This window comes from Bradyrhizobium sp. ARR65 (assembly GCF_000472385.1).
Taxonomy (GTDB): Bacteria; Pseudomonadota; Alphaproteobacteria; order Rhizobiales; family Xanthobacteraceae; genus Bradyrhizobium.
The window spans coordinates 119,780-145,167 of the sequence record NZ_AWZU01000011.1; the positions used below are offsets into that span (position 1 = coordinate 119,780).

Annotated in this window: 25 protein-coding genes; 14 read left to right on the forward strand and 11 right to left on the reverse strand. The window is 62.0% G+C overall.

Annotated features, from left to right (window positions below):
• Positions 1–43: 43 nt before the first annotated feature.
• From F758_RS0115070 to F758_RS0115095, 6 genes are all read right to left on the reverse strand, one after another.
• Positions 44–1,081 carry an AI-2E family transporter gene (locus tag F758_RS0115070; protein ID WP_024508625.1) on the reverse strand — a complete coding sequence of 346 codons (1,038 nt, stop codon included), beginning with the start codon at positions 1,079–1,081 and terminating at the stop codon, positions 44–46.
• 305 nt (positions 1,082–1,386) lie between these two features.
• A complete protein-coding gene (locus F758_RS0115075) occupies positions 1,387–2,232 on the reverse strand; it encodes a carbohydrate ABC transporter permease (protein WP_024508626.1) in 846 nt (281 codons plus the stop codon).
• A 2-nt stretch (positions 2,233–2,234) separates the two neighbouring features.
• On the reverse strand, positions 2,235–3,167 hold the full coding sequence (locus tag F758_RS0115080) for a carbohydrate ABC transporter permease (protein ID WP_035722137.1): 933 nt from the start codon (positions 3,165–3,167) through the stop codon (positions 2,235–2,237).
• 15 nt (positions 3,168–3,182) lie between these two features.
• Positions 3,183–4,214 (reverse strand): ABC transporter ATP-binding protein, encoded by a 1,032-nt coding sequence (locus tag F758_RS0115085; RefSeq protein ID WP_024508628.1) that lies wholly within the window; start codon positions 4,212–4,214, stop codon positions 3,183–3,185.
• Positions 4,215–4,362: 148 nt separating this feature from the next.
• A complete protein-coding gene (locus F758_RS0115090; RefSeq protein WP_024508629.1) occupies positions 4,363–5,706 on the reverse strand; it encodes an extracellular solute-binding protein in 1,344 nt (447 codons plus the stop codon).
• Positions 5,707–5,960: 254 nt separating this feature from the next.
• Entirely contained in the window at positions 5,961–6,191 is a 231-nt protein-coding gene (locus tag F758_RS0115095) for a hypothetical protein (RefSeq protein WP_024508630.1), read from the reverse strand.
• Between the two features lie 1,146 nt (positions 6,192–7,337).
• Between F758_RS0115095 and F758_RS0115105 the strand changes: the two genes are divergently transcribed.
• Both F758_RS0115105 and F758_RS0115110 read left to right on the forward strand, forming a co-directional pair.
• Positions 7,338–8,624, forward strand: coding sequence for a c-type cytochrome (locus F758_RS0115105; protein ID WP_024508632.1), 1,287 nt, complete (start codon positions 7,338–7,340; stop codon positions 8,622–8,624).
• Positions 8,625–8,730: 106 nt separating this feature from the next.
• Positions 8,731–9,033 carry a hypothetical protein gene (locus tag F758_RS0115110; protein WP_024508633.1) on the forward strand — a complete coding sequence of 101 codons (303 nt, stop codon included), beginning with the start codon at positions 8,731–8,733 and terminating at the stop codon, positions 9,031–9,033.
• A gap of 63 nt (positions 9,034–9,096) precedes the next feature.
• Here F758_RS0115110 and F758_RS0115115 read toward each other — a convergent pair whose 3' ends face one another.
• The gene (locus tag F758_RS0115115) at positions 9,097–11,067 is read right to left on the reverse strand and encodes a 4Fe-4S binding protein (protein ID WP_024508634.1); all 1,971 of its coding nucleotides are present in this window, start codon (positions 11,065–11,067) and stop codon (positions 9,097–9,099) included.
• Positions 11,068–11,264: 197 nt separating this feature from the next.
• Here F758_RS0115115 and F758_RS0115120 point away from each other — a divergent pair, with 197 nt between their 5' ends.
• From F758_RS0115120 to F758_RS0115160, 9 genes are all read left to right on the forward strand, one after another.
• Positions 11,265–11,951, forward strand: coding sequence for a biotin/lipoate--protein ligase family protein (locus F758_RS0115120; protein ID WP_024508635.1), 687 nt, complete (start codon positions 11,265–11,267; stop codon positions 11,949–11,951).
• 154 nt (positions 11,952–12,105) lie between these two features.
• Positions 12,106–13,113, forward strand: a complete 1,008-nt coding sequence (locus tag F758_RS0115125; protein ID WP_024508636.1) for a DUF6352 family protein — start codon at positions 12,106–12,108, stop codon at positions 13,111–13,113.
• Positions 13,110–13,625 (forward strand): DUF3305 domain-containing protein, encoded by a 516-nt coding sequence (locus F758_RS0115130; protein ID WP_024508637.1) that lies wholly within the window; start codon positions 13,110–13,112, stop codon positions 13,623–13,625. The genes F758_RS0115125 and F758_RS0115130 overlap by 4 nt, the downstream gene beginning before the upstream one ends.
• The gene (locus tag F758_RS0115135) at positions 13,622–14,278 is read left to right on the forward strand and encodes a DUF3306 domain-containing protein (protein WP_024508638.1); all 657 of its coding nucleotides are present in this window, start codon (positions 13,622–13,624) and stop codon (positions 14,276–14,278) included. The genes F758_RS0115130 and F758_RS0115135 overlap by 4 nt, the downstream gene beginning before the upstream one ends.
• A 120-nt stretch (positions 14,279–14,398) precedes the next feature.
• Positions 14,399–15,178, forward strand: coding sequence for a molecular chaperone TorD family protein (locus F758_RS0115140; RefSeq protein ID WP_024508639.1), 780 nt, complete (start codon positions 14,399–14,401; stop codon positions 15,176–15,178).
• A gap of 27 nt (positions 15,179–15,205) precedes the next feature.
• A complete protein-coding gene (locus tag F758_RS0115145; protein ID WP_024508640.1) occupies positions 15,206–15,415 on the forward strand; it encodes a twin-arginine translocation signal domain-containing protein in 210 nt (69 codons plus the stop codon).
• A gap of 11 nt (positions 15,416–15,426) precedes the next feature.
• Positions 15,427–18,372, forward strand: a complete 2,946-nt coding sequence (locus F758_RS0115150) for a formate dehydrogenase subunit alpha (protein ID WP_024508641.1) — start codon at positions 15,427–15,429, stop codon at positions 18,370–18,372.
• A 14-nt stretch (positions 18,373–18,386) separates the two neighbouring features.
• Positions 18,387–18,983, forward strand: a complete 597-nt coding sequence (gene fdh3B, locus F758_RS0115155; RefSeq protein ID WP_024508642.1) for a formate dehydrogenase FDH3 subunit beta — start codon at positions 18,387–18,389, stop codon at positions 18,981–18,983.
• Positions 18,984–19,026: 43 nt separating this feature from the next.
• Positions 19,027–20,037 carry a formate dehydrogenase subunit gamma gene (locus F758_RS0115160; protein WP_024508643.1) on the forward strand — a complete coding sequence of 337 codons (1,011 nt, stop codon included), beginning with the start codon at positions 19,027–19,029 and terminating at the stop codon, positions 20,035–20,037.
• A 22-nt stretch (positions 20,038–20,059) separates the two neighbouring features.
• On the opposite strand, the gene F758_RS44045 is transcribed toward F758_RS0115160, so the two are convergent.
• Complete coding sequence (locus F758_RS44045; RefSeq protein WP_035722057.1) at positions 20,060–20,374, reverse strand: hypothetical protein; 315 nt, start codon at positions 20,372–20,374, stop codon at positions 20,060–20,062.
• A 112-nt stretch (positions 20,375–20,486) separates the two neighbouring features.
• On the reverse strand, positions 20,487–20,747 hold the full coding sequence (locus F758_RS0115170; protein ID WP_024508644.1) for a hypothetical protein: 261 nt from the start codon (positions 20,745–20,747) through the stop codon (positions 20,487–20,489).
• Between the two features lie 383 nt (positions 20,748–21,130).
• On the opposite strand from F758_RS0115170, the gene F758_RS0115175 reads away from it, so the two are divergent.
• Positions 21,131–21,505 carry a hypothetical protein gene (locus tag F758_RS0115175; protein ID WP_024508645.1) on the forward strand — a complete coding sequence of 125 codons (375 nt, stop codon included), beginning with the start codon at positions 21,131–21,133 and terminating at the stop codon, positions 21,503–21,505.
• A gap of 121 nt (positions 21,506–21,626) precedes the next feature.
• On the opposite strand, the gene F758_RS0115180 is transcribed toward F758_RS0115175, so the two are convergent.
• Positions 21,627–21,926 (reverse strand): hypothetical protein, encoded by a 300-nt coding sequence (locus tag F758_RS0115180; protein ID WP_024508646.1) that lies wholly within the window; start codon positions 21,924–21,926, stop codon positions 21,627–21,629.
• A 91-nt stretch (positions 21,927–22,017) separates the two neighbouring features.
• Between F758_RS0115180 and F758_RS0115185 the strand changes: the two genes are divergently transcribed.
• Together F758_RS0115185 and F758_RS0115190 are read left to right on the forward strand one after the other, a co-directional pair.
• Positions 22,018–23,238: a hypothetical protein gene (locus tag F758_RS0115185; RefSeq protein ID WP_024508647.1), complete on the forward strand. Its 1,221-nt coding sequence runs from the start codon at positions 22,018–22,020 to the stop codon at positions 23,236–23,238.
• A gap of 35 nt (positions 23,239–23,273) precedes the next feature.
• On the forward strand, positions 23,274–23,909 hold the full coding sequence (locus tag F758_RS0115190; RefSeq protein ID WP_024508648.1) for a Vgb family protein: 636 nt from the start codon (positions 23,274–23,276) through the stop codon (positions 23,907–23,909).
• Between the two features lie 218 nt (positions 23,910–24,127).
• Here F758_RS0115190 and F758_RS0115195 read toward each other — a convergent pair whose 3' ends face one another.
• Positions 24,128–25,297, reverse strand: a complete 1,170-nt coding sequence (locus F758_RS0115195) for an SGNH/GDSL hydrolase family protein (RefSeq protein WP_024508649.1) — start codon at positions 25,295–25,297, stop codon at positions 24,128–24,130.
• Between the last annotated feature and the right edge of the window lie 91 nt (positions 25,298–25,388).

Sequence of the window (25,388 nt, forward strand, 5' to 3'; positions counted from 1 at the left end):
CCATTGGTTCCTCAGGCTTCACCGGCGTCTCAATCGATCTGCTTCAAAGACGTTCCGCATCGGCTTCACCCGGGAGCGATGTCGATTGTCCAAGGCTGTCGCGCACATAGAGCTTCTTGACCGCAACGAAACTGATCACGGTCATTGGCGCGGCGAACACAATCGCCGCGTTCCCGAACAGAAGGCTGATTGCCACGATGCTGAGCAAGAGCGTCGCGGGAGGGACAAGAACCATGTGGCGCTGGATGATCGGCGCGATCAGATTTCCTTCGACTTGGTGTATGGCGATGTAGGCCACCAATGTCCAAAGGACCGGGTACAGTCCCTGGGTCACCGCGACGAGAAGGGCCGGGATGGCGGCAAGGATTGGCCCGAGATAGGGAACGAACTCGGCGATCCCGGCGATTGCACCGAGGGCGAGTGGCGAGGGGAGCCCGATGAGCCAGACGGCAAACGTGGAAAGCAGGCCGATCAGCAGCATCTGGATGAGCTGACCGAGGAGCCACAGTCGGAGCGCCCGGCCGATATCGTCTATGGTGTCGGCGGCGATCAGACGCGATTTCCCCGGGAACAGGTAGGCCGCACCGCTGCGGTAGAGGTCGGGTTGCGCTGCAAGATAAATGCCCGCAAAAACGATGAAGATGACCGCCTCGACGAGGTGGAGACTGATTTTGAGTACGTCACCGAGCAGGCTGCTCAGCGATGGCATTTCCCCGCTGATGTGCGACAACACCAGCCGGCCGAACTGGGAATTTTGCAGCGTCTTCGTGATTGATGTCGTTGCCGAATTGGCCCGGCTGAGGACGTCCTCAAGCTCGGAGCTCATCTGCGTGCCGAACAGGAAGGCAGATCCGCCGATCGCAACGAGCACAAGGAGTCCAGCGATGAGCAGGGCAACCCAACGCGGCAGGCGACACCAGCGCACAAACGGCTCGCTCACCAGCTCAAGGAGCGTTGCAACCAGCACCGAGCCGACCAGGACCAGAAGAAAATCTCGCAGATACCATGCCAGAAACGCGAGCGATGCGAGCGCGACAGCAATCGCGGCCCGTTTCACAAATTCAGAAGTTGCGGCAGTCATGAGGCGACTGAACCACACTTGGCTCCTGGCTCCGCCCTCAAGATCAACCAACACCGCACGGCGGCTGTTCCAACACCTGCCCGGCCAGCCCTGCGAAGGGCGCGCCCACGCCGCCGATGACAAACGTACGGGACCGTACTGCCGTGGCGGAATGTAGGAGCGACGACTTGAGCGCGCGTGCCTCAAGGGCACGGTTAGCGGAACGAGCGGACGGAGCCTAGTTCTGATTTTTGACGCGCATGCGAGATGATGAACGCGCTAATCAGAGGGAATGGTCCCTCGGCCCAGAGCGAAGGTTTCGTAAGCTATTTGACGGCGCCGCCCGTAATGCCAGAGATAAAGCGATCGAGGAACAAGTTGTAGGCGATCGCTACCGGAATGCTGGCGATCAAGGCGCCGGCCATGATCTCGCCCCAGAAAAAGATGTCGCCGCGCACGAGATCAGTGGCGACTCCAAGAGTGATCGGCTTCTGGGCCGAGGAGGAAATGAAAGTCAGCGCGTAGACGAACTCCTGCAAGGTCAGGGTGAAGGTAAAGATCACCGCCGTCAGGATGGCCGGCAGTGACAGCGGAAGCACCATCTTGATGAAAGCGCCGAACACGCTGCATCCGTCGACGATCGCCGCCTCCTCGATTTCCACCGGCATCGCCTTGAAGAACCCCATCAACAGCCAGGTGCAGAACGGGATCGTAAAGGTCGGATAGACCAGCACGAGCGACCACATCGAATTCTGCAAACCCAGATTGGCGATAATCCGCGACAGCGGCAGGAACAGCAGGGTCGGCGGCACGAGATAGGTCAGGAAGATGCCGATTCCCATTGCCTCGCCGCTGCGGCCGGTCATCCGCGCCAGGCTGTAGCCGGCAGGCAGCGCGGCGATCAGCGTGATCACGACCACGCAGACGCCGATGATGAGCGAATTCACAAGCCAGCGTCCAAACAGGGTTTGCTCGAACAGGTAGCGGAAATGCTCAAGTGTGGGCGGCTCATTGAACCAGAACGGAACGTTGGTGACGTTATAGAGGTCGGGATTGCTTTTCAGGGAGGTGATCAGCATCCAATAGAACGGAAAGGTCGTCAGGCCGACGAAGAATGCGATCGCGAGATAGAATGCGACCTCCTTGCCGACCTTGGCGATGACTCGTCGCATCTTCAGATCTCCCGCCGCCGGATGAAGCGCAGCATGCCTATGACCACCAGGAATAGCACCGGCAACATGAACAGCGAGATGGCGGCGCCATGCGACACGTCACCGGAGACGATGCCGACCTGGAAGCCTTCGAAACCGAGCACTGAGGTGGCGTTGACCGGACCGCCATTGGTCAGGAGATACACGACAGATAGATCGGTGAAAGTGAACACGATCCCGAAGATCAGGCCGATCGCAACGATCGGCAGGATCATCGGCAGGATGATCTGGTAATTGCGCCGCCAGAATCCCGCACCGTCGACCGTGGCGGCGTCGATGATGTCCTGCGGCACCGAGGTAATGCCGGCGAGAAAGACGACGATCGCGAACGGGAAGAAACGCCACGCATTGACCACGATCACACACAGCATCGCCAGATGCGGGTTGCCGAGCCAGTTCGGAGCGTTGGAGCGGTCGATGACGCCGAGCGCGATCAGCGTCCAGTTGATGACGCTGTAGAGCGAGTCGAACATCCACTCCCAGGCGACGCTGGCGAGCGCGATCGGTACAGCCCATGGCAGGATGATAAGGGCTCTGACGATCTTGCGCCCGGGGAACGGGCGCAACAAGAGCAGCGCGCCGAACTTGCCCAGGATGAGCCCGAGCAGCTGCGATCCGAAGGTGAAGAGGAAGGTGTTGCCCAGCGTGTCCAGGAACACCGGGTTCTGGATGACCTGTTCGAAATTTGAAAGGCCGACGAAGCGCCAGGAAGGATCGTAGATGGTGTAGGCGCTAATGGAGTAATACACGGCCAGCAGGAATGGCACCCCGACCAGCAGAAAGACGTAGAGAATGGCCGGCGCGACGAAGAGCGCGCCGAGCACGTCGCGGCGATCCAGGATGAAGCGGAAGCGCGAGACGGGTTGCTTGCGGACTGGTTCGGCGATCGTAACCATCGGCGACAACTCGCTTTACGAGCGGTTCACGCGCTTGCCATCGTGATCGAAGTAGCGCAGCGCGCTGTTGCGCACCGCGAAACGATGCCATTCGCCGGGGCGGATGCTTTCCTCCGCAACATGCGCCGGCGGCAATTTCGCCGTGATGAGCTGCGGCGATTCAAAGCCTTCGATCACGCCATAGGCGATCCGCTCGGAGCCGAGATATTCGCAACGATCGACGCGGAACGAGAATTCGGTGACTCCGCCGTTGCCGTCGTCGACCATTTCCCTGGGCAGGAAGTTCTCCGGCCGAAAGCCAAGATAGGCGTCATTGCGCGCCAGCAGGTTCATCGGCGGAGAGCCGACAAAAGTCGCGACGAAGCGGTCGGCGGGCTCGTTATAGATCTCCGCTGGCGTTCCGACCTGACGCACCTTGCCATGCTCGATCACCGCAATGCGGTCGCCCATGCCCATGGCCTCAACCTGATCGTGGGTGACGTAGATCGTAGTGACGCCCACCCGCTGCTGGAACTGCTTGATCTCCTGTCGAGCCGAAGCGCGCAGCTTCGCGTCCAGATTAGAGAGCGGCTCGTCGAGCAGGAGTGCGGTCGGCTCGCGCACCAGCGCGCGCGCCAACGCAACACGTTGTCGTTCGCCGCCCGAGAGTTGGCGTGGCCGTCGGTCGAGCAGATGCGAAAGTCCGAGCAGCTGCGCCGCCCATTTGACCTTCCTGTCGATCTCGGCGCGGGAAGCGCGCTGCGTTCGCAGCGGGAATGCGATGTTGTTGCGTACCGTATAGTGCGGATACAGCCCATAGCTCTGGAACATCATCGCAACGCCGCGGGCACGCGGCGGGATGTCATTAACGATACTGCCGCCGATGATCAGATCGCCGGCGGTCTGCCGTTCAAGCCCGCAGATGATGCGAAGAAGCGTCGTCTTCCCGCAGCCGGAGGGTCCGAGCAGCACTATGAACTCGCCGTCGGGTACGGCGAGCGTGATGCCGTTGACGGCGAGAACTTCATCAAACTGTTTGACGATATTCGTGGCCAGGACGGCAGCCATTGGATATCCGGACATTGGAGTTGACAATCGGCGCCGCCGTTGTTCGGCGGCGCGCCTTCGAGTTCTTCCCCAGTCTGGCTCCTTGAGCCGATAGCGGCGGCTTGCCTGGACGGAGGAGGGTACTGTCGAGGCGATGGCCGTCGCGCTTTTAAGCCCTGTGTTGCCACTTTTTGAAAATGGCTTCGCACTGCTGGGTGGCCCATTTGACCGAGTCTTCGGCGCTCACGCCAGTCGCGCCCTTCGCCATCATGTCGCAGATGATGAAGTCATTGTAGACTTCATCCGTAGCGGGCCAGGATGGCCCGGGATAGCCAGGCGCCGCCGACCACTCGTCGGAGGTCTGTAAGACGGCGAGCTTGTCGTGCGGCGTCGAGGTCGGGTCGTCCGACAGCAGCGGCATAGGCTTGGGCACTATATTGGCGAAGATCGGCATGTTGTAGCCGGAACTCGCCTTGAAGGCCTCGACCCAATTGTCGGCGTAGTATTTGAGGAAATCCTTCGCCGCATCCTGGTTCTTGGCGAATTTCCAGATGCCGTAGAACTCGGCGGCGGCCCCCATGATCTGGCGCACGGGCCCTTTCGGCGGCTTCATGACAAAGATGTCGTCGGCCACTTTCTTGTTGAGCTGCTGGGCGGTGCGATAGGCCGAGATCGGGTTGATGATCAGCGAGCTAACGCCGGAATCGATGTACTGATTGTTGCTGGCATCGCTCCAAGACAACACGTCCGGTGTCATCGCCTCCTTGTAGAGGGCGGCGACGAACTTCACGGCTTCAACGCTCTCCTTGCTGTTCAGCACGACGTGCTTGCCGGCTTCGTCCTGAACCGCGCCACCATAGCTCCACAAGAGCCCGCGCCAGGTCGTGTTCGGGTCGTTGGAATGGCCCAGCGAGATGCCGACCGGGTTGCCTTTGGCCTTCAGCTTGGCGCCGCCGATCCGAATATTGTCCCAGCTATCCGGCTGCATTCCGATGCCGTCCCACAGGCTCTTTCGGTACATGACAGGGAAGTTGATGTAATAGTCTGGAAACGCTGACCAGCTATGGTCATCCTGGTTGTAGCCGATCTGCCTGCCGATCACGGTGATCTTGCCGTACTTCTGCTCAACCGACTCGACGAGGCTCGTGACGTCGACCAGGAACTTTCGGTAGAGATGCGCACCACCAGCGCCGTTCCAGCCGAACAGGTCGTGTCCTGCCTGGGCCGAGGCTTCCGCGGCCGCGCGGGCCGCAACGTCCTGGACGGGGATGTGGTCGACCGTGACGCCGATCTGGTTCTTCTCACCCCAGTCCCTTGCGAACTTGTCGAACCACTTGTCGTAGGCGGGGACAAAATGGCTCCATTGGACGATCGAAAGCGTCTTCGCATCGGCGAGTGCGCGCGACACGAATGGCGCGGAAATGAGCGGTGCCGTGCCGGCGGCAATGAGGGTGAAACCCGTTTGCTTTAAGAAACGACGTCGCGTGACGCGCGCGAGTTTGCGCGTTCTCATATTCAATCCCTCCTCCCTTTGCCTCCAGTCGGAGAAGGCGAATCCAGATGAGGGATTTGTCTCGTCCACTGGACCTTTTTTATTGCTGCATTATGCCGCCAAACGTATGCATCTGCATTTCGACTTAAGCCTGTCAGCAAACATGACGGATTCACCTTCCAAGTACGTCATCGTACGAAGAAGGCGCGAAGATGCGTCGCTCGCTGGCGGTGCTGCGGTAGGTCGTATCGGCACCGCGAAGCCCGAGTCCCCGATCAGAGTCCTATTTTAGCCTGCCAAAACGATCCGAGTACATGAGCAGCAAAAAGCCGAGCACCAAATACGGCGGCAAAGAGCGCGCTCTTTCGAATGATCTGCAGTGACAGGCCAAGCTCGTTGTCCGCGATGTCTGCCAATCCGAACGCGGTCAGAATGGCCGCCGCAAAAAAGATCAACGCGCTTACGGTGCGATGGGCCACCTCTCGCATGACGTGATCATGCAACATCACTGCGGCTCCAGCAACACGCAATGCTCCGCTGCGATCGATGCGCCATTCATGTGCGTTGGCATGTCCGTTGGTCTCGGGCGCACGAATATGTCCGCCGCCTCTTATGTACGGTGGCGTACCGTCGCTGCTGATGCGAGGCCGCGTCGGCAGGCTCGTGCAAGTTCCATGCAAGTGAGCCCCACAACACTGCTCAAGCCTGTGAGGCGGCTCACTTCTCCGGAGCGCAGTTTGCGCTAGATGATAGCGCTGCAATTTCTTCCAGTGCTGCCGGACGGAGATCTCACATGAAGGGTTTAGTTGTGTCTGCAATCGCAGCCGTTGCTCTTCTCTCAGCCGCGACCGGAATAATGCGATCGCACCCGCTGTCGAACCATGGATTCACGGCGACCGCCGGTATGTCCACATTGCAGGACATGCAAAGCGGCCGCGCCGACAAGCTGCCGGTCGAGACCTTTGAGGATCGCTCCTTGGTATATCCGAGGGAGGCGACGCGCTAAACCTAAGGCCCGTAGCGAAACCGGGTTCATCGCGAAGGAGGCCCCTACAAGCGAGCTATTGGGACCAAGCTTGGTCGAAGCTCGAAACCTTACGGGCTCAGAAAGCTGCTATCGATCGGGTGCTCATTGCTGAGAAGACCAAGCGATGCCAATTCGCCTCGATGAACATCTGTCTCCAAAATGGCCAAAAGTAACGCCAGCACGATAGCGGCATAGATGAGGGGCGGTGATGTCCCGACAGGCGCGTCGCGAGCACGTCGCGGCATCAAATCACGGAACGACCGCCACCAATAGGTGAGCTGCAGATACGTTTTGGGTCGTATTTGCATGACGTCGTCCTTGACGTGTCGAATTGACGATAGGAATTGGCCTGTTGTGATTCAACGCCCACCGCGGCTTGCGCGACGTTTAGCGCCAGGAGGGCTCTCCGCCCTGCAATGCACCATGGAACGGAATGACGACCGCTGTCGTTGCGGCGCAGGAGGGAGGCGCAAACGTCCGGCCGAGCACCACGGGCGTCAAACTGCTGCTGGTATGCTGCGGCTGGTCCGGACCGTTCTGACTTGCGCGGTCTTGGACGCGCGGGTCAGCATCGCGGACGTTGAGCCGAGAGTGGTGATCGGGCCATAGCTCGTCGGGGCCGCTAATGAATTGGACCGTAAGTCTCTTCATCGTCGTGGCTCTGTTGGCGCTTAGTCCAAGGCAGGTGCAAGCGCAACTGACGGGGCACGGCGGGCCGGTGCGGGCGATCGCCGTTTCGAGCGATGGCCAAAGCGCCCTGTCCGGGAGCTTCGATACCGCAGCCATCCGGTGGTCGCTCAGAACGGAATCCGCAGAGCAAGTCCTTCGTTTCCACTCGGACGCGGTGAATGCGGTTGCCCTCCTTAAGGACGGGCGAATGGCGACCGCAGGAGCGGATGCGCGGATAGCCATCTGGACCGCGGGTCGGCAGCAGCCGGATCAAATTTTCGAGGGGCATCGCGCGCCGATCGTCTCGCTTGCGGTCTCGCCCGATGGTGCGAAGCTCGCATCGGCGTCCTGGGATCACACGGTTCGACTCTGGTCGCTTGACGGCAGCGCGCAGCAGGTGCTTGAGGGGCACAGCCAGAACGTCAACGGCGTTGCGTTCGCGCCGGATGGACGATCACTGGTCAGTGTCGGTTACGATCTCGCACTAAGGATCTGGCCACTCACGGGAGGGCCGCCGGACGTCGTTACGCTCCCGTCACCTCTCAACGCAGTCGCCATCGCACCCGACGGCGAAATCGCAACGGGCGGAGCCGACGGCAGGCTGCGGTTTCTGACCAAGGAGGGGAGGGAGATCGGGGAAGCGCAGGCTGGTTCGACGCCGATCGTTGCGCTGGCGATCTCTCCGGACGGTACGCTGATAGCGGCAGCCGAAATTGGCGGCGCCGTGGCGGTGATCGATCGAAAGACGCGCCGCGTCGAGCGAACGCTGCTGGGTCCGGGTTCGCCGGTGTGGTCGCTGGCATTCCTGCTCGACAATGCAAGCTTGCTGACCGGCTGCGCCGACGGCAGGATCCGGCATTGGAACGCGCGTACCGGTAATCCCATCGGCTCGTCGCTGCAAGGCACGGCGCACGATCCGCTGGCCGCCTATGCCGGAGATCATGGTGCCGAGGTGTTCAGGGCCTGCGTTGCCTGTCATACACTGTCGGAGAAGGAGGCGCAGCGCGCCGGGCCCACGCTCGCCGGATTGTATGGCCGCAGGATTGCGTCGCTGCCCGGATATCGCTTCTCCGAGGCACTCAAGCACATGAACATCATCTGGACGCCGGAAACCGTGTCTAGGCTCTTCGAAATCGGTCCGAGTGCCTACACGCCTGGTACCAAGATGCCGGAGCAGCGCATTGGATCGGCTGAGGACCGTAAGGCGCTCACGGATTTCTTGGGGCGTGCGACCGCCAAATGAGCGCGCTGCAGCAGGCCGTGCATGGCATTCGCCACGTCTGTAACCCTGCCCGAATGCCTGTTTTTGCCGTAAGTTCATCGCAGACGATAATCACGGGGAGGGCATCATGTCTCGTCTCGCCACAGCTCTATTTGCGGGCGTTACCGCGACGCTGCTTAGCGTCGCTGCATTCATGTCGGCCGCGGCTGCGGCTCCGTCCAAGGCTGACAAGACTGCCGCAAAGCAGGCGGTCATCGCGTGCAAGGCGGAGGCCAAGGGCAGGAAGGTCAAATGGCTCGCGCGTCGCAGATACGTAAACCATTGCGTCACGGAGGCTCTCAAGGACCGTCCGAACCTGGACGTCACTCAATTGCTCAAGCAGCATCCGAATTTGACAGACCTCCCGGTCGAGCAATGGCCTGGGTTTTAGATTTGTGAGCCTACGCGCGAGGCGGACGCATGCGTCCGCGCAGCCCTTTGGCGGGTGTGCCGTCTAATGCTTGGACTCGCGCTCGCGGAGATAATCGTCGGTGGTTCGGACCGGCGCGCGTTCGCCAGCGCCGGCGAACGGATCGAATTGCTGCTCGCTCATGCTGATGACGCGGCAGTCTGCGCACATTCTGATCGCGTCCAGCCGGCTATCGCCGGCGGGATACATCCAGTGGCGGCCTTCCAGCTTCGCCGCGATCTTCTCAATCGTGCTCTTCACACCGAACGGCTGGCCGCAGCGGATGCAGCGAGCGGGTTCCTCCTCCTTGATGATCTCGGCCGCGGCTCTGGCGGCGCGAAAATCGATCTGCGGCTTCAGCGTAATCACCTTCTCCGGGCATGTACTCTGGCACAATCCGCATTGCACGCAGGCGTCTTCGACAAATTTGAGGACTGGACGTTCGGGATCGTCGCGAAGGGCGCCGGTGGGGCAGGCAGATACACAGGACAGGCACAGCGTGCATCCGGCCACATCGACGGTGACCGTGCCGAGTGGTGCACCTTCGGGAAGGGCAATGACGTCGGTCGGCACGGGTGCCACGCGATGCAACTCATGAAGGGCGAGGCGAAGCAGGTCGCGCCGCTTGCCAATGGTTTTGAAGGTGGCGGGATGCTCCACAATCGGTCCGGGCTCCATCCCGCGCAGCGCCTCGCCGAGCGCGTCAGGATCGTCTGTCTGGATCGTTGAAACCGCCCGCTCCGAAAATCCAAGTCCGGCGAGAATAGCATCGGCCATTGTGATGGTTTGGCAGAGGCCGGCGATGTCGTGCAGCGGCTTTGCCCTGAGCAGAAAACGGATTCCCGCCGCGCCGTATGCGAAAGCCGCCACGACGGCCTCGAGGCCAACCTGCGTCACCTCGTTGACGGCAAACGGCAGGACATCCGCCGGAAGACCATCGCCATAGCGGGCGAGCGCATCGATCAGCGCCCTGCCGTGCTGGCCATCGTGAAACAATATGACCGCATTGGGGCCGCCCGCCTCGCGGTATGTCAGCAGCATCGCGCGCAATTTGTGCAGCAGCGCGTCCGCCGGCGGCAGGGCGTATGAGGCTGCGCCGGTCGGGCAGGCTGCGGCGCACTGGCCGCATCCGGCGCAGACCTCCGCATCGATCTTCACGTGATCGCCATCCGGCGTGATGGCTCCGGTCGGGCAAAGATCGAGGCAGCGACGGCAACCAGTCAGCTTCGAGCGCGAATGGGCGCAGAGGTCGGCGGTGAAGTTGACATATTGCGGCTTGTCGAAGCTACCGACGAAATCGCGCGCCTTCAGCACGGCACGCAGCATCGCCGCCGGGTCTTTCGGGTCGGCGCGCAGATATCCCTCGCGCAGATGATGCGCGGGGAACAGCGGCGAGCCGCCGGAGAGGTCGAGGACGAGGTCGCAGCGCGATGTCAGGCCGTTGCGTGCAGCCTCGAACACGAAAGCATCCCGCGAGGAGGGGCGCGGCGCCGCAAAGTCATCGATCATGAGCTCAAAGGCCCCCAGATGGCCTTTGGCGTTGCGGATGGTTCCTTTGACGATGGGGAACGATGTCGTCGCCGGCGGCGCGATCTGCGCCGGCGTCGTGATCATGACCGTCACGTCGAGGTGATCGGCGAGCAAGGCGCCGGCTTCGATGGCGGTTTCGTCGCGGCCGTAGATCAGGACCACGCCCTCGCTCGACAAGGTCACGGAAGGATAGGGAGGCGAGGGCTCGGATGTAGCCGCAAGCAACGCTGCCATTTTGGGCCCGGCGCGCGCTCCTTCAGCGGACCAGCCGGCGGTCTCACGGAGGTTGACGAAATCGATGCTCTGGCGGCGCTCTCCGGCTTCTTCAGTGAACAGCGGAGCTTCCTGGGTGCAGCCGACGATAAGGGGTGCATCAGATTTCGCCGCATCGCGAAATCGATCAAGCTCGGCGCGACACAACTGACGGAACGTCGCAATCTCGCCCTTGCGGCATGCGCACTTTGCGGCGGATACATCGAGGCGCATCGTGTCTTCACACGAGCACATCAGGATCGTTTTCGGTGCCTGCACCATGCGAGCTGACCATCCTCTCAAGCCGAGAGACTCGCGCCGCCCATCCCGTTCGTATAAGCTATTCTGTCTAAAGAAGAAAGGAGGCTGAAGCCATCCGTACGAGCGCGTTCGTTTCAGAACCGATCGATCTGCCTCCGCCGTTCACGCTGGTGAGGCTGCGCGAGAGCCGCGACGCCTTCGCGCATGCCATCGATATCGCCGAGGAGAGCGGCGCCGGTACGCTCACCCATGTCGGGCGATTTGACCTTGCCGAGTTCGCCGTGGTGCTAGAACCCAGCGAGCCGTTGCGTAGCGCACGTCGCGCTTTCTATGCTGCGATGGTGGCGCTGACCGATGCGTTGCGCGCCCACGCACCGCCAAACAAGGAAATCACGATCGAATGGCCGGACGCGATCCGGGTCGACGGCGGGCTTGTCGGTGGCGGGCGGCTCGGCTGGCCTTCGTCCGCGAGGGAGAATGAACCGCCGCGCTGGCTGGTGTTCGGCGCCATGATCCGGACGGTGGCGGCCGTCGATAGGGAACCAGGCGTGCATCCGCTCGCTTCCGCGCTCGACCAGGAAGGCTTCGGCGAGACAGGCGCGGTTCAGGTGACGCAAAGCTTTGCCCAGCATCTGATGCGGGTTCTCGATAGCTGGCAGGTCGACGGCTTCGACGGCATCGCGCGCGATTTCTTGAGCCGCCTGGGACGCGAGCGGCAGACCTCTCGTGCCATCGACGGCAATGGCGACCTTCTGGTGCGCCACATCGGGGCAGAGACCACCGATCGGCACGATCTCCGCAAAGCGCTCGTCGCGCCCTCCTGGCTCGACGCGAAGCTCGGAGGACCGCGCCTGTGAAGCTCGGTTCGCAACATCCGCGAGTGGTTTCGCAGATTGCTGCTAGGAGAGCGGCGGCGCAAAGAGGGCGCTCTTATTTCATGGAAGTGGAGGGTGACACCGAACTCGAGAGCAGTTTCAATTTTGGAAACATGAGCCGGGAGCAATCGCGCCGATGAGAGATTTCTGGATCGCGAGCGGTCACCACTTGCTCGATCGTGATGCGAGCGGCGGGCTTGTGGTCACGGACGAATTTCTGAAAGCCTATTTCGTGCGTCCCGAACTGAGGCTGCCTGATGATGCCTGTCCCGTCGAGCGCAGGTTACACCGGGACCTGCTGGACAATCCGCGCATGGCGGTCGGCGCTGACGAACTGGCAGCAATGGCGGATGCCGACGCGCGGGAGAATTGGCAGTTCGTGCTCGCGTTCCGCGACCTTTTGCTGCGTCATCCGACCCTGGAGGCGGCCTATCTCGCGTTGATCCGTTCCGCCTCGGTCAATTTGCCGCCGCTGTTCCTCGATCAACTCGTTCACGTGATCCTGCGCAACGCATTGGACGGCTGCGACGATCCGTTCACGTTGCGCGCGGGTGAGCTGTTCTTCCGGCAGCAGCGGCTCATTACGCACGAACATTCGCTGCTTCTGGCAGATGATGAGATGATCGGCGGCCGCACCGCGACTCCGGTTATGTCGCTGATGTCCATGCTCGGCGCAACCGTCGATGGCGAGATCGACGTTCTCAGCGAAGAGAACGCCGACAGCTATTGGCAGCGCAGCGATCAGTTCGACATGGCGCTTGACCTCAGCGGAACTGGACAAGGACGAGCAGCGATCGCGGAAGCGATGACGCATTTGATTTCTCACCTGCTGGGGATCGATGTCACGATCGAGCCGATAACAGAGCTGCGCGATGCAAGGCTCACCTGGTATGTCGGGCTCGACGCCGAGGCGTCCCGCATCGGCGACCGGCTCTGGCATGGTGAACCTCTCGACGACCGCACTGCCGGCCGCGTGCTTGCGCTGTTCCGGCTCACCTTTGGTGACGCCGACCTGGCGGCCGATACTCTCGATCACGAGCCGGTCTACTTGATATTGGCAATGACATCCGATCGGCTGGTGCGAATGAAACCGCAGAATCTCTTGACGGGGTTGCCGATCAAGCATCCGGAGGCGACAGCGTGACTCTCGCCGCCCCGCCGTTGCAGCGCATTCCCGTTGGCGTCGTGGTCGAGCGTCGCAAATCGGGGTCTCCGTGGATCGAATTCATCTGGCGCGGTATCGGCGTGCTGCCGGATGAGCCCGCGATGACGCCCTGGACGGTCATACGCGAGCAGCGCGAGGCGACGCTCTTTTATGCCGGCAGTGCGACGGTCGATCTTTATCGATCGGAGACCGAGCGATACCGCGACAATCTTGCCAGCGGCGCACCGAGCATCTGGATCGTATTGAGCCCTTCCGAGGGCGCCTGGCCTTACGCCGTTTCGGCCGTCACCGCGGACCCGGCCGAGGGCGAGGCGTTCACCGAAGCCGCCGCCAATCTGGTCGAGGCAGTGCCGATGCCTGAGGCTCTGCATCAGACGATTGAAAGTTTTGTTGCCGAGCACCACGTTGAAAGGCAATTCGTCAAGCGCGAGCGGCGCCGGGCCGATCCAGAGGCGCTGGCGCGACGGCGCCGTGAGGATGGGCGAGAATGAGCGGCGATGATTTTCTCGCGCGCTGGTCTCGTCGCAAGCAGGAGGCGAGGGCCGGTCAGGCTGTGCCACAGTCCGAGAAGCCCGTTGAGGCGCGGCAGCCGGCATCATCGGCCGGTGCTGCGGAAGAGGTTTCCGATCCGGAATTGGATCTTGCGAGTTTGCCGCCAGTCGATTCTATCGACGCGGCCACCGACATCACCGCGTTTCTGCGCGAGGGCATTCCGCAGGAGTTGAGCCGCGCGGCGCTTCGTCGAGCCTGGAGCAGCGATCCTGCCATCCGCGATTTTGTGGGGCTCGCAGAGAATGCCTGGGATTTCAACGACCCGGACGCGATGCCTGGCTTTGGTCCGCTCGACTTTTCGGCGGAGCAGCTAGCCGCCCTCGTTCACCGCATTGTCGGCGGCGTCGCGCAGGCGGCTGAAAGCATCTCGGAGTCATCCACCGAGGCGGCCGAACAATCGGGCGAACTCCGGCAAGCGTCAGAGCCGGCGGAAGTGACTGGGGAGCCTCAACCATCCAGCGCGTCCATCTCGGCCGAACAGCAGCCAAGCTCTGCTGCATCGCAACGAACGTGTGCGATGCAGGGCGAGCCGGGAGAGAGCGAGGGAAATCTCCCCTGGCGACGCACGCATGGCGGCGCGTTGCCTCGGTAGACTGCGACCAAATGATATAGTCTCGGGCTATGCCTCTTGATTGACCGTTCCCCAACTCGCTCCTAGTCTTGATTGCGCAAAGCTAATCAAGCGCTTGGCACCTTGGATGGGGAGGTCCACGTGCGCGATGCGGGCCTCAATCGCGCTATCGATGCAGCAGGCGGCGTAGCCCAGCTTGCCCGCAAGATTGGTATTGCGCAGCCTTCCGTTTCCAACTGGAACAGGGTGCCTGCGGAGCGGGTGGTCGCCGTGGAAGCCGCGACGGGCGTGCCGCGCAAGGTGCTTCGTCCCGATCTCTTTGGTGAGTCAGCGGCGGCGGATCATGCTGTTGATCCGCTCGATGCCGCGCGAGCGCAGGAATATGCGTTGCTCGCAACGTTGCTCGCCTCCGCGCCATCGCGTGCGTTGCTCGAACAGATCGCGCAACTGCGCCACGATGCGACGCCGCTGGGGCGCGCCCATGCGGCCCTCGCGGAAGCGGCGGCGCGCGCGGTCGCAACCGAGGTTGAGCGCGAATATTTTGATTTGTTCGTCGGAGTAGGCCGTGGCGAATTGCTGCCCTACGCATCCTATTATCTGACCGGCTTTCTCAACGAGCGCCCGCTGTCTCGCTTGCGCGAGGATCTTGCCGCGCTCGGCATCAAGCGGGTCGAGACCAATGCCGAACCCGAGGATCATGCGGCGACCTTATGCGAGGTCATGGCCGGGCTTGCGGCTGGTCGCTTCCTCGCGTCCCCGGACGCGCAGCGCGCCTTCTTCGAGAAACATCTGTCCCGCTGGCTGGGACATTTTTTCGCTGATTTGGACAAGGCCGAAAACGCCAAATTCTACCGCGCGGTCGGAACACTTGGACGCGTGTTTCTGGAAATCGAAGCTGAGGCTTTTACGTTCGCCAACTGACCAATGTACCGGTTGAGGAGGAATGCGATGAAGGACGAGAAGCAAACGACCGTCGGCCGCCGCGATTTCCTCCGCAAGGTCGGCATCGGCACAGTTGGCGCAAGCGCGACGCTGGCAACGCCCTTGCTCGCGCCCGCGCGGGCAGACAGCGAGACCAACGATGAGAAACGGAAGGCGCGCTACAAAGAAACCGACCATGTGAAGAAGTACTATCGCGTCAACCGTTATCCGGATTGAGGGAGGTTGCGGTGCTGATCAAGAGAACAGAGCGTTCCGAAGCCGCATCGCGTGGATCCGTCGCGGCCACCCTGTCCGGGCAGGTCGGCGGACTTGACCGCCGCGCATTCCTGCGGCGTTCCGGCCTCGCCGGAGGCGCGCTGGCTGCACTGGGGACATTGCCGATCGGAGGTGTCCGCAAAGCGGACGCCGCCGTCGCCGGCCCACTGTCTGCAGGTGCGACCGTTCGCAAGAACGTCTGTACGCATTGCGCGGTCGGATGCACGGTGACGGCGGAAGTGTTGAACGGGGTATGGATTGGTCAGGAGCCGAGCTGGGATTCTCCAATCAATCGGGGATCGCATTGCGCCAAGGGAGCGTCGGTACGTGAACTGGTGCACAGCGAGCGCCGTCTGCGCTACCCGATGAAGTTTTCCGGCGGTCAATGGTCGCGTGTCTCCTGGGACACTGCCATCGATGAGATCGGCGACAAGTTGATGCAGGTTCGCGAGAAGTCCGGCCCGGATTCCGTCTACTGGCTCGGATCAGCCAAGATGACGAACGAGGGCGCCTATCTCTTCCGCAAGCTAGGCGCGTTCTGGGGCACCAACAACACCGACCATCAGGCGCGCATCTGCCATTCGACGACAGTCACGGGCGTAGCCAATACATGGGGCTACGGCGCCATGACCAACAGCTTCAATGACATCAGAAATTCGAAGACCCTGATCATCTGGGGCGGAAATCCGGCGGAGGCCCATCCTGTATCGTTGCAGCATCTGCTCGAAGGAAAGGAGTTGAATAGGGCCAATTTCATCGTTGTCGACCCGCGTCTGACGAGGACCGCGGCGCATGCGACCGAATATGTGCGGTTGCGGCCCGGCACCGACATCCCCGTGCTCTACGGGATGATGTGGCACGTTCTCAAGAACGGCTGGGAGGACCGGGAGTTCATTCGGCAACGCGTCTATGGCTTTGACGATCTTCGCAAGGAAGTCGAGAAGTGGACGCCGGACGAGGTCGAGCGCGTCAGCGGGGTGCCGCCTGCTCAGCTCGAGCGGGTCGCCAAGATGTTCGCCACAGAGAAGCCTTCGACACTGATCTGGTGCATGGGCCAGACGCAGCACACGGTCGGCACGGCCAATGTGCGAACGAGTTGCATTGCGCTTTTGCTTACTGGAAACGTGGGCAAGCCGGGCACGGGCGCAAACATCTTCCGTGGCCACGACAACGTCCAGGGCGCAACGGACGTGGGTCTCGATATCGTGACGCTGCCGTTCTACTACGGCCTTGCCGAAGGCGCCTGGAAGCACTGGGCGCGGGTCTGGGAAGTCGATTACGATTATCTGGCCTCGCGCTTCAGCGATAAGAAGCAGATGGAAACGCCAGGTATTCCGCTGACCCGCTGGTTCGATGCCACGATCCTGCCGAGGACAGATGTCGCGCAGCAGGACAATATCAAGGCGGTGTTCGTACAGGGACACGCCAGCAACAGCATCACGCGCATTCCCGAATCTCTAAAGGGACTGAAGGCGCTCGAACTGCTGGTGGTCGCCGACCCGCATCCAACGACATGGACGTCGCTCTCGGTCGAGGCCGGGCGCAAAGATGGTCTCTATCTTCTCCCCATCGCTACTCAGTTCGAGTGCAAGGGATCGCGGGTCGCCTCAAACCGCTCGCTGCAATGGGGTGAGCAGATCGTCAAACCGGTGTTCGAATGCAAGGATGACCTTGAGCTGATCTATCTGATGGCGAAGAAGTTCGGTTTTGCAGACAAGATGTTCAAAAACATCAAGGTCGAGAACAATCTCCCCGAGGCCGAGGACGTGCTGCGCGAGATGAATCGCGGTAGCTGGTCGACCGGCTATTGCGGCCAGTCGCCGGAGCGGCTCAAGGCACATATGAAGAACCAGGCCAAATTCGACCTGGTGACCATGCGCGCACCCAAGGACGATCCGGAAGTCGGAGGCGACTATTACGGGCTGCCGTGGCCATGCTGGGGCACGCCTGAGATAAAGCATCCCGGATCGGCGCTGCTCTACAATACCAATCTCCATGTGATGGATGGCGGTGGCACGTTCCGGCCGCGCTTCGGTCTCGAGCGCGAGGAGAAGCTGCCCGACGGCACCACACGGAAGGTCAGCCTGTTGGCAGAGGGCTCGTATTCAAAGGGTTCGGCGATTCAGGACGGCTATCCCGAGTTCACGCTCGCGGTGCTGAAGAAGCTCGGCTGGGACAAGGAGCTGACCGAGGCCGAGATGGCCACCATCACCAGGGTCAATCCTGCCAACCCCGATACGGTCTCCTGGTCGCTCGACCTGTCGGGGGGCATCCAGCGCGTTGCACTGATGCATGGCTGTGTGCCTTACGGCAACGGCAAGGCACGCATGAATGCGTTCGGCTTGCCGGATCCCATTCCGGTCCATCGCGAGCCGATCTACACCCCGCGCGTCGAATTGGTCGCAAAGTATCCGACCTTGCCTGACGCAAAGCAGTTCCGCGTGCCCAACATCGGCTTCTCGGTGCAGAAGGCTGCAGTAGACAAAGGGATCGCCAAGCAATTTCCGCTGATCCTGTCCTCTGGTCGCCTCGTGGAATATGAGGGCGGTGGCGAGGAGACGCGCACCAATCCGTGGCTCGCCGAACTGCAGCAGGACATGTTCATCGAGATCAATCCGTCTGATGCCGCTGATCGCGGCATCAAGGACGGCGGCTGGGTCTGGGTGAGCGGCGCCGAAAACAACTCGCGCGCCAGGATGAAAGCGCTGGTCACTGAACGGGTCGGGAAAGGGGTTGCCTGGATGCCGTTCCACTTCGGCGGCTGGTTCGGCGGCAACGATCTGCGCAAGAACTATCCCGCGGGTACCGACCCGATCGTGCTCGGCGAGAGCGCAAACACGATCACGACCTACGGCTATGATCCCGCGACCGGCATGCAAGAGCCCAAGGTTACGCTCTGTCAGATCGTCGCGGCTTGAGAGGAGCAACGTACATGGCTCGGATGAAATTTCTCTGCGACGCCGACCGGTGCATCGAGTGCAATGCGTGCGTGACCGCCTGCAAGAACGAGCACGAAGTGCCCTGGGGCATCAACCGGCGCCGCGTCGTTACCATCAACGACGGCAAGCCGGGCGAGCGATCCGTCACGATGGCCTGCATGCATTGTACGGACGCGCCCTGCGCGGCGGTCTGCCCGGTGAACTGCTTCTACACGACGGCCGACGGTGTCGTGCTTCACTCCAAGGATCTGTGCATCGGCTGCGGCTATTGCTTCTATGCCTGTCCGTTTGGTGCGCCGCAATATCCAAAGATCGGTAATTTCGGCTCGCGCGGCAAAATGGACAAATGCACGTACTGCGCCGGCGGTCCCGAGGCCGATGGCAGCAAGGAAGAATACGAGAAGTACGGGGCGAACCGTCTCGCCGAGGGCAAATTGCCGCTCTGCGCCGAGATGTGCTCGACCAAGTCGTTGCTCGCCGGTGACGGTGAAGTCATCGCCCAGATCTACAAGGAGCGCGTCATGAAACGCGGTTACGGCTCTGGCGCCTGGGGCTGGAAAACCGCGTATCGCGAAACCATCGAGTCTTGAGGCGGCGCGGCATGCGAAGCGCGCAAGCTATCGGGAGGAGTTCATGGCCTCTTTCGAGCGGTTGATTTCTTTGACTGTCGGCGCGTTGGCATTTCTGTTGATTCTGACGGCGTCAACACCATCCATCGCCCAGCAGGATCAGGTCAATCCGACCGCGAGCTCCGTGAGGGAGCAGCAGCTTCTCCGGGAGTTCGACCGAATACAGGGGCGCGTCAGCATTCCCGATCAGCGTTCCAGCGTCCTCGTGCAGCCGGCCGGGCGCGAGTGGCGTGAATTTCGGACAGTAGCGCTGCGCTGGGTCGGCGGAATTGCGATCCTGGGCATGCTGGCCGTGCTCCTGATCTTTTATCTCACCCGCGGCATGGTTCGGCTCGAAAGCGGACGTTCCGGTCGGACCATCGTGCGCTTCACGACCTTTGAGCGTTTCGTGCACTGGATGACGGCGACCTGTTTCATCGTGCTCGCGATTTCGGGGCTGAACATCACCTTCGGCCGGCCTTTGCTGCTGCCGCTGATCGGCTTCGAGGCGTTTTCCGAATGGTCGCAATGGGCGAAGTACGCTCACAACTATCTGAGCTTCCCCTTCACGATCGGCGTCGTGCTGATCTTCCTGATGTGGCTCGCCGGGAATATCCCAAACAAGGTTGATGTCGATTGGCTCAAGCGAGGCGGCGGCATCATCGGACACGATCAGCCGCCGGCCTACCGCTTTAATGCCGGCCAGAAGGCGATTTACTGGATCGTAGTCATCGGCGGCGGTCTGGTTGCGGCCAGCGGATATCAGCTCATGTTTCCCTTCTACCTGTCAGGCATTGAAGGGATGCAACTCGCGCAAGTTGTCCACTCCGTCGTCGCGGTTCTGTTCATAGCGGCGATGCTGGCTCATATCTACATCGGCACGATCGGAATGGAAGGTGCCTTCGAAGCAATGGGATCGGGTACCGTGGACATGAACTGGGCCAAGGAGCACCACAGCCTGTGGCTCGAAGAGGAGAACGCGCGCACCGGTGCCAATGATGCGCGACGGCAACCGGCCGCCACGCCAGCGGAATAGGCGGGTCGATTTCATCGGCTGATCAGAGGCGCACTGCGCTCGTCGCAAAGGCCTGCTGGACCGGTTCTTGAACTTGGTTCAGGACAACAACGCCGATCGCCGCGATCACGATCGCGGCTGCGCAACCCAATAAAAACGCTTTCATAGCCGTTCTCCGCAACGGAAAGTCATGGCAAAAGATGGGGGCTTCGGCCAAACCGCGCAAACTGCGGGCGGCCGCGGAAGGTGTGCGTAACCCGCCGGTGGGTGAGCCGAAGCTGCTGCCGTGTCTGACGCAAATGTCGTCGGACGTGATGTCGAGATCGTGCCTTGCCTTCGAGCCGCCGGCCTCTCCCATGTCCTGGCAAGCTATTGAAGCGGCCTCTCCGCGCTCCAGGGCGGATAGCGCCTGGCAGCATGGCCATACCTCGGTTCGCCCGGAGCAGCGAAACGTGAGGGCGACGCAGGCCTCAGCCGTAAAGGTCGCTGCTGATGCCGTATTCCTCGTAGATGCTCAAGGGGTTAAGGTGAGGGTTGAGCCGGCATTTGGCTTGCGCCAGATGCAGGCGGACGGTCGCCGGCTCCCGGCCGTTGGCGAGCAGCTTCCTGATGTCCTCCATGTGGGCCCGCGGCTGGTGCTTCGACGGGAGCTGTTCCAGCGCAACGAAGGCGGTTGCCAAGGCTTCGGTGACGACCCATTCGTCGTGGCCCGTGATTCCCTTTCTGGGCATCGGCGCACTCCACATGCTGTGGCAAGGCCCATTGTAGCCCGATCCGGTGTTCGCTGCCACGTTGCTTTGTGCGGAGAAATCGGGGGATTTGCCAAGGGCGCGGCCGGTCCGCAGGAAGCCGAATAGAGGAATCATATACCGTTCGGGATGAAGCATTCGGAATCGGGGTTGAAAGCGGCTCGCTCGTGCGCCTAAATGGCGGCGCCGGTTCGCTGCGCGGGGGGACAAACGCTGCCGGACCTCACTTCCGTTGCCCTGCTGTTACAACAGTGGCGTAAGCCCGATTAAGAGTGGGACTGACTGCGGCTGTTCCGGCCCTGCGTCCGGAAGGCAAGACTTCGCGCACGAACGAGAGACGAAACACCTACCGCCACGGGGCACCCATGCGATTCCTGAGCTTCGTCTACCACTTCGTCACTGATTTCGCGTTGCTGGCCTCGGTCTATTTCAGCCTGAACTACATCGAGAAATACAACAACCGCGCGGTCCTCGCGCTCCTCGTGTTGATCTATGCCGGCCTGCGCGCCGTCTCTGCCGTGCGCTCATTCTTCTTCTACCAGCGGATCGAACGGCTGGAGGCGGAGGGACGCAAGCTCGTCTCTCTGATCACCGACGGCGGTGCAGTCTCGCCGCTGCGCAAGCAGACCATTCAGGATGTCAGCGTGCTGCGCCGTGACAACGAGCTGAAGGCCTACATGGACCTGTTCTTTCTGGCGCTCGTAGTGCTGCTCTGCGTCGCCAAGATCGTGACGGATTGAGTGGGACCAACGGGGGCCGAGTAGCCGAGCAGGGTGGGCAAACCGCAAGCGTGCCCACCAATCCCGATCTGCAATGCGAATGGGTGGACACGTTGCTGACGCGCCTTTGCTCGCCCTGATGCTAAACATGATTCCGCATCCTCGCAGCGCGTCGCCGCGAGACGAATTTCAGCCAGGGCGCCAAATGGAAGGCGCTCATCAGCAGGTACATCGGCACCATTCCGCTTAGGGGCGAGGCATGTGCGCTCGTGCAGAGCATGTCCGTTGCGCCACCACCAAGAACAGACGTCAGCAGCGCCATCGTTGCGAAGGTCGGGGCCGCCGCCAGAGAGAGCCAGTCGGCCGCGCCAAGGGCGGTGCCATTGCCGCTTCTGGCGCAGGCACCTGCAGTTTCACGTTGAGTGGCCGTCCAGTCGACCATGATGGCCTCCTCGCTAGGACGTACTGGTTTGTGGCCGTGAGATAGACTAGGACCGAGCAGCGGTGAGAGTGACAAGTGTGGCGGGATTCAAATGGACTCGCTCATCACGGCCGCGGGCCGGGCGCTCGCGGCGGGTGATCCCCTGGGTGCGCTGAAGCGGGTCGCGTTGCGCGACGATGCGCCTGCGCTCGCGCTTCGCGGCATCGCGATGGCGCAGCTCGGCGATCTCGTTCGCGCCAAGGCCCTGCTGCGAATCGCGACGCGTGCGTTCAGTCCGAAAGAGGCGGTCGCCCGGGCGCGGTGCGTGGTGGCCGAGGCCGAGATCGCGCTGGTTTCGCGCGACCTGGGATTTTCGGCGAAAGCGCTCGATGCGGCGCAGGCGACGCTCGAAGCGCACGGCGATCGCGTCAATGCCGCCCATGCGCGGTATCTCGAGGTCCGGCGCCTGCTCCTGATCGGACATCTCGACGAGGCCGAGCGCCGGCTTGCCGTACTCGACCCCACGCCGTTGCCGCCGGCCTCACGAGCCGTCCATGAACTGGTCGTTGCCGGGATCGCAATGCGACGCCTCCGGACGAAAGCGGCGCGCGAAGCGCTCGTGCGGGCCGAGCGCGCCGCGCGGCACGCGGCCATCCCGGCGTTGATCGCCGAGGTCGAAGGCGCGTCCCTCGTGCTGAACACGCCCGCGGCGCGACTGATTGCCAATGGCGAGGCGCGACCGCTTCTGCTCGAGGAGGTCGAGAGATTGCTGGCATCGGACGCGCTCGTCGTGGACGCATGTCGCCATGCCGTACGTGATGCGACCAAGGTGATCTCGCTGACGACGCGTCCGGTGTTGTTTGCACTCGCGCGCGCCTTGGCCGAAGCTTGGCCGAATGACGTGCCCAGGGGCACGCTGGTCGCCCGAGCTTTCCGAGGAAAGCACGCCGATGAATCGCATCGCGCGCGGCTGCGCGTGGAAATCGGGCGGCTTCGCCGCGTTCTTCGCACGTTCGCCGATATCAGCGCGACGAGGGAAGGCTTTGCACTGGTGCCGCGCAGTGCGCGCAAGGTGATCGTGCTGGCGCGGCCGGTCGAAGAGGCGCACGCGGCGGTGCTCGCTTTTCTCGCCGACGGCGAGTCCTGGTCGAGCTCCGCACTGGCGCTGGCGCTTGGTGCCAGCCAGCGGACCGTGCAGCGCTCGCTCGACGAGCTTGCCGCAGCCGGCAAGGTGCAATTCTTTGGCCGCGGCCGCGCGCGCCGGTGGGTGACCCCGCCCGTGCCCGGATTCGCGACCACCTTGTTACTCCCGGCTCCTCTGCCCGCGGACTAGGATCGCGCCATCAAACTCCTGGCGAGGATCGAAACATGAAGAGAGCGGCGGCCGAAATCATCCGCGAATATGGGCCTTTTCCGGGTGTCGAAAAGGTGCATGGAGTCACCTATGACGGCGAGCAGGTCTGGTTCGCGACTGGGGACAGGCTGAGCGCGTTGGACCCGGCGAGCGGGACCATGCAACGCTCGATCGATGTCGCAGCACATGCAGGAACGGCTTTCGACGGCCGGCACCTGTTTCAGATCGCCGAGGATCGCATCCAGAAGATCGATCCGAAGAGCGGACGGGTGCTCGCCACCATCCCTGCGCCTGGCGCCGGCGGAGATTCCGGGCTCGCCTGGGCCGAGGGGGCGCTCTGGGTGGGCGTGTATCGGGATCGCAAGATCCATCAGATCGATCCCGAAACGGGGAGGATTCTTCGCACCATCGAGACCAATCGCTTCGTCACCGGCGTGACCTGGGTCGAGGGCGAGCTTTGGCACGGCACCTGGGAAGGTGACGAGAGCGATGTGCGGCGAATAGATCCGCAGACCGGCGAGGTGCTGGAGCGGCTCGATATGCCGCCCGGCATCGGCGTCTCCGGGCTCGAATCCGACGGCGGCGACCAGTTCTTCTGCGGCGGTGGCAACAGCGGCAAGGTGAGGGCCGTCCGCCGGCCGAGGCGATGAGTTTCGCGGAAGCGCGAAGAACCCACCGCAATCCCAAGCCCGACCGTCATTCCCCGCCAACGGGGCGGCGCGAATGCGCCGCCCGATGACAGGCTCCGGCGGGAGATCCAGTACGCGCCGTCTGACTTTAACACAACGGTCTCGGGAATACTGGGTCGCCCCGGTCAGGCCGGGCGACGACGAGGGAGTTGGGGACGCCCTTCCGACTGAGCAGCTGCTCAATTGAGCAACCGCTTGGCCAGCTCCTCATACATCATGCGGTTTCCGGCCGCGGAAAAATGGTCGTCGCCGAGGATGTAGAGGTGCTCGTACCAATCCCTGTCGCGGTCGGCGGCGGCAAAGAACACCGGAAACAGGTTGATGAAGGCCTTGCAGCGGCCGGGACAGAAATCGCGCCACAGCGTGACCTGCTTGCTGTCACGGTCGTCCTGCGCGATCTGCTGCGCCCAGGGATAGACCACGATGGTCAAGGGAATGTCGCGGCTCTTCAAGAGGTCGGACAGCTTTTGCATGTTTTCCAATGAGCGCGCGATACCGCCTTCGACGCCGAGCGGTTTGTACCTGGCCGGATCAGGATGGGGGGTGGTCCAGCCGATCCTGTTGTGATCGTTTTCGATCGCGTGGCGGCGGTTGCCCAGCTTTGCCAGGATCCACCGCTTGAGGATGATACGCACGCGGTTGGTGATAACGAAGTGGTCCATGAAGAAATCGCGCTTGATCGCAGGCGGCGGCGTCGCGCCGGGCGGCGTGGTGCAGAACGCGCGATATCTTGGATTATCGTCGATGCAGAAATAGGAGGTCGCTTCGTCCTCGACGTCGGAGCTGTCGGAGAACAGCACCACCTCATCGAAAGTGAGGCCGCGATCGAGCAGGTATTTTATCTTGTGATAGTAGATCGTGGGCGAGTAGGAGGCGACGCCGGCGTTGAGGAATTCGACCTTGTCGGCCCGTGACTGACCGGCTTGCTGCAAGAGTCCGGCAAAGGAATTCTCAAAGGGCATGCCGATTCCTTCCGCAAAGGAATCGCCGATGATGAGGATGCGGCGAGAGGTGGCCTTCAGCGGCACCTCGCGCGTTGAGGAATCCTTGAAGCCGAGATTGTCGGTGATCAGCCGATAACGCGCTTCGCCCCAGATGTCATAGCCGTCGAAATTGGGCGCAAAGCCGTGATCGTAGATCGGGTCGGCGACGCGCGCCATCCGGGCGCGCTCCTGACCCGTCGTGTAGGCCGAATAGGCAAAATCGAAGATAAGAAACAACCCGAGGCAGTAAAGCACCATGGCCGTATTGAGCAGCACCTGCTTTGGCGCGAAGGCGCGCCTGATCGCACCGGCCCAAGACCGGCCTGGGGTATGCGAAAGCGGCTTATCGGGCGTCAATTCCTGCATTTTGCCTCAGTTTGGTCGTTCAGGACCATGTTCGTCCGGCCGAAATGGGCTGAAAAAATCCGCGACCTGACGGCTCGCACCTGATAAAGCA